At 63.3% G+C, this 4,009-nt stretch carries 5 protein-coding genes; all 5 read left to right on the top strand.

Going from position 1 to position 4,009, the window contains the following annotated elements; all coding sequences use genetic code 11:
- Positions 1 to 340, top strand: a 340-nt coding sequence (locus KFO72_RS41415; RefSeq protein ID WP_225034513.1) for a hypothetical protein, incomplete at its 5' end; no start/stop codon positions are given.
- Positions 341 to 384: 44 nt separating this feature from the next.
- Positions 385 to 2,286, top strand: a complete 1,902-nt coding sequence (locus tag KFO72_RS41410; protein ID WP_060604066.1) for an ABC transporter permease — start codon at positions 385 to 387, stop codon at positions 2,284 to 2,286.
- Complete coding sequence (locus tag KFO72_RS41405) at positions 2,283 to 3,089, top strand: ABC transporter ATP-binding protein (RefSeq protein ID WP_054932868.1); 807 nt, start codon at positions 2,283 to 2,285, stop codon at positions 3,087 to 3,089. The genes KFO72_RS41410 and KFO72_RS41405 overlap by 4 nt, the downstream gene beginning before the upstream one ends.
- Positions 3,086 to 3,799, top strand: coding sequence for an ABC transporter ATP-binding protein (locus KFO72_RS41400; protein WP_054932867.1), 714 nt, complete (start codon positions 3,086 to 3,088; stop codon positions 3,797 to 3,799). The genes KFO72_RS41405 and KFO72_RS41400 overlap by 4 nt, the downstream gene beginning before the upstream one ends.
- On the top strand, positions 3,799 to 4,009 hold a 211-nt coding region (locus tag KFO72_RS41395; protein WP_225034512.1), incomplete at its 3' end, for a hypothetical protein. The genes KFO72_RS41400 and KFO72_RS41395, both read left to right, overlap by 1 nt.

Here is a 4,009-nt window from a genome sequence, read left to right as displayed (position 1 = left end):
TTTCTTTGCGGCGGCAAAGAAAAGTAGGTGCCGCCCCGCACAGGGGCGACGTGTGGAGCACGCTAACAATTCGCGGATGCCAGCGAAAAGGCAAATCGGCGGATGCCAGCGAAAAGTCAAATCGGCGGATGCCAGCGAAAATGCAAACACCCAGCGCACGCACAAGCAAACCAAAAACCAACGCCCGCGCCGCGAAGGTGCAAACGCGGATCCCAGCACAAAAGGCAGAAAGCCCACCGCCAAAGCCTCGCGGATGCGAATAAAGAAGCCCCGCCCGATCGCAGATCAAAAAACCCCTGCAAACCAAAAACATTTCCGGTATACCTGTCGCCCGACATAACCCGAAGCCAAACCCGCACCCCATCCACCCGCCGCCAGGCAAAAATGCTCCCCAACCTGCTAGTCCAACTGATCAACGGACTCGCCGACGCCTCGGCGCTCTTCCTCGTCGCAGCGGGCCTGTCGCTGATCTTCGGCGTCACGCGCATCGTCAACTTCGCGCACGGCTCGTTCTACATGCTAGGTGTCTACGTTGCCTACAGCATCGCGAGCCGCTTCGGCACGAGCAGCGTCATCGGCTTCTGGCTGTCGATGCTCGCCTCCGCGCTCGTGATCGGCGTACTCGGCGCGCTCGTCGAGTTGATCGTGCTGAGACGCATCTACAAGGCGCCCGAGCTGTTCCATCTGCTCGCGACATTCGCGCTCGTCCTGATCTTCCGCGACGCCGCCCTCGCAATCTGGGGACCGCAGGACCTGTTCGGCCCGCGCGCGCCGCATCTGTCCGGCGCCGTCGAACTGCTCGGCCATCAACTGCCGACTTGGGACATCGCATTGATCGTAATCGGACCGCTCGTGCTCCTGTTGCTGTGGTACGCGTTGACGCGCACGCGCTGGGGCACGCTCGTGCGCGCAGCGACGCAGGATCGCGAGATGCTCGGCGCGCTCGGCATCAACCAGGCGTGGCTGTTCACGGGCGTGTTCTTCGTCGGCGCGTTTCTCGCGGGGTTGGGCGGCGCGCTGCAAGGGCCGCGCATGTCGGCCAATCTGTCGCTCGATCTCGAAACGATCGGCAACGCGTTCGTCGTCGTCGTGGTCGGCGGGATGGGCTCGATTCCGGGCGCGTTCGTCGCGGCACTGCTGATCGCGGAGATCAAGGCGCTGTGCATCGGCATCGGACATGTGTCGCTGTTCGGCATCGACTTCTCGTTGAGCCGCTTCACGCTGGTCGCGGAATTTGTCGTGATGGCCGTCGTGCTCGTCGTGCGGCCGTGGGGCCTGTTGGGACGCGCGACGTCGACGGTTCGCGCGGCAGCGCCCGCCGACATGCCATTGAAGCCCGCGTCCAGCCAGTTCAAGTGGCTCGGGGCATGCGTGCTAGCGATGCTCGTGCTCGCGCCGCTGGCCGCCGGCGCGTTTCCGTACATGCCCGTGCTGCTCGTCGAAATTCTGATTGCCGTGCTGTTCGCGGCAAGCCTGCACTTCATCATGGGACCGGGCGGCATGCATTCGTTCGGTCATGCCGCGTACTTCGGCCTCGGCGCATACGGTGCAGCGCTCTTTCTGAAAGTACTCGATCTGCCGATGGAAGCCGCGCTCGTTCTCGGGCCGCTCCTCGCCGTGCTCGGCGCACTGGTGTTCGGCTGGTTTTGCGTGCGCCTGTCGGGCGTGTATCTGGCGATGCTCACGCTCGCGTTCGCGCAGATCGTCTGGTCCGTCGTGTATCAGTGGGATGACGTGACGGGCGGCAGCAACGGCATTCTCGGGCTGTGGCCGTCGAACTGGTTATCGTCGCCCGTCGCCTATTACTACCTGACGCTCGCGTTTGCCGTGCTCGGCGTGTGGCTGCTGCGCCGCATGCTGTTCTCGCCGCTCGGATTTGCGATGCGCGCGTCCCGCGATTCGGCGCTGCGCGCGGAAGCCATCGGCATCGACACGAAACGCGTGCAATGGGCGGCGTTCGTGATTGCGTCGCTGTTCTGCGGGCTTGCCGGCTCGCTGTACGCGTTTTCCAAAGGCACGATCTCGCCGGAAGTGATCAGCGTGAGCCGTTCCGTCGACGGACTCGTGATGGTGTTGCTCGGCGGCATCCAGACCTTGACGGGGCCCGTCGCGGGCGCGGCGCTGTTCACGTGGCTGCAGGACGCCGTCGCGCGTCAGACCGACTACTGGCAGGCGCTGCTTGGCATGGCGATCCTGTTGCTGGTGATTGCGTTTCCGCAAGGCATCGTGGGTTTCGTGCGCGAGCGCTTCGAGCGCGATGACGTACAGGCAGGAGGCCGCCAATGAGCCTTCTGCGCGTATCGAACCTGTCGATGTCATTCGGCGGCGTGAAAGCCGTCGACGACGTTTCGTTCGACGTGAAGCCCGGCGAGCTGCTCGCCTTGATCGGCCCGAACGGCGCGGGCAAATCGACATGCTTCAACATCGTCAACGGACAGCTGCGTCCGGCGCGCGGCTCCGTGATGCTGGACGGACATGAGCTGGTCGGCATGCGGCCGCGTGAGATATGGCGGCGGGGTGTCGGCCGCACGTTCCAGGTCGCGGCGACCTTCAACTCGATGACCGTGCTGGAAAACGTGCAGATGGCGCTCGTATCGCGCGAAAAGCGTCTATACGGATTGTGGAAACCAGCGGCGTCGCACTTCGCGGACGAGGCGATGGCGTTGCTGGAACAGGTCGGCATGACGGCCCATGCGCGGCGCGCGTGCAGCGTGCTTGCCTATGGCGACGTGAAGCGCGTCGAGATGGCCATCGCGCTTGCGAACCGACCCAAGCTGCTGCTGATGGACGAGCCGACGGCAGGCATGGCGCCGCAGGAGCGCGCCGAGCTGATGGCGCTGACGAAGCGTCTTTCCGCCGAGCGTCAAATCGGCGTGCTGTTCACCGAGCACAGCATGGACGTCGTATTTTCGACTGCGGACCGGATTATCGTGCTGGCGCGCGGCAAGCTGATCGCACAGGGCGACGCGGACACGATACGCAACGACGCCAACGTGCAGGCGGTCTACTTCGGCACGGGCAAGACGTTCCAGCCACGCGCGGCGTTATCGCGCGATGGCGGCGAGCCACGCACGGAGTCGCGCACATGAACGCACCGCTGCTGAAAGTCGATGGATTGAATGCGTTCTATGGGCGCGCGCAAATCCTCTTCGACGTGAGCCTCGAAGTGGGGCGCGGCGAAGTGGTCGCGCTGATGGGCCGCAATGGCGCCGGCAAATCGACGACGATGAAGTCGATCATGGGGCTGATGGCGCGTCGTGAAGGCGTGATTCATTTCGATGGGGCCGATATCTCTGCGTTGCCGCCGCATCGGATTGCCCGGATGGGGCTTGGTTATGTGCCTGAGGATCGTCGGGTGTTCTCTGGTCTCACTGTGATGGAGAATCTCGACACGGGGCGGCAGCCCGCGCGCGTGGGGGCGCCGGCGTGGACGCCCGGCAAGCTGTTCGAGCTGTTTCCGAATCTTGGTGAGATGCCGCGGCGTCTCGGCGGGCAGATGAGCGGTGGCGAGCAGCAGATGCTTACTGTGTCGCGGACGCTGATGGGGAATCCTTATCTGGTGTTGCTCGATGAGCCGTCGGAGGGTGTGGCGCCCGTGATCGTCGAGCAGATGGCTAATATGATTCTTGAGCTGAAACGCGAGGGGTTGTCTGTTCTTCTGTCTGAGCAGAACTTTCATTTCGCTGAGCTTGTTAGTGACCGCGTGTATGTGCTTGAGAAAGGTCAGATTCAGTATGATGGCGCGATGCGTGAGCTCGCGCGGGATGAGGGGGTGAGGAGGGCGTATTTGGGGGTTTGATGTTTTGGTTTTTGCTGCGCATGCGGTGGGGGTGGGTAGTAGTATCTGCGATGGCATTCGAGTTATGGCTCTGCGCTGGCATCCGCGATTCGCTTTCGCTGTCGCTTTCGCTGTCGCTGTCGCTTTCGCTGTCGCTGTCGCTGGCATCCGCGATTCGTTATCTAGCTTCAGGCGTCGCCCCTGTGCGGGGCGGCACCTACTTTTCTTTGC

Origin of the sequence: Paraburkholderia sp. XV (assembly GCF_020177535.1) — a bacterium.
Lineage (GTDB): Bacteria > Pseudomonadota > Gammaproteobacteria > Burkholderiales > Burkholderiaceae > Paraburkholderia > Paraburkholderia caribensis.
This window is presented reverse-complemented; position numbering and strand designations above follow the sequence as displayed.

What these genes read in the sequence shown, in the direction of transcription:
- KFO72_RS41410 (WP_060604066.1), top strand. Translation starts at nt 385, where the DNA reads ATGCTCCCCAACCTGCTAGTCCAACTGATCAACGGACTCGCCGACGCC.
- KFO72_RS41405 (WP_054932868.1), top strand. Translation starts at nt 2,283, where the DNA reads ATGAGCCTTCTGCGCGTATCGAACCTGTCGATGTCATTCGGCGGCGTG.
- KFO72_RS41400 (WP_054932867.1), top strand. Translation starts at nt 3,086, where the DNA reads ATGAACGCACCGCTGCTGAAAGTCGATGGATTGAATGCGTTCTATGGG.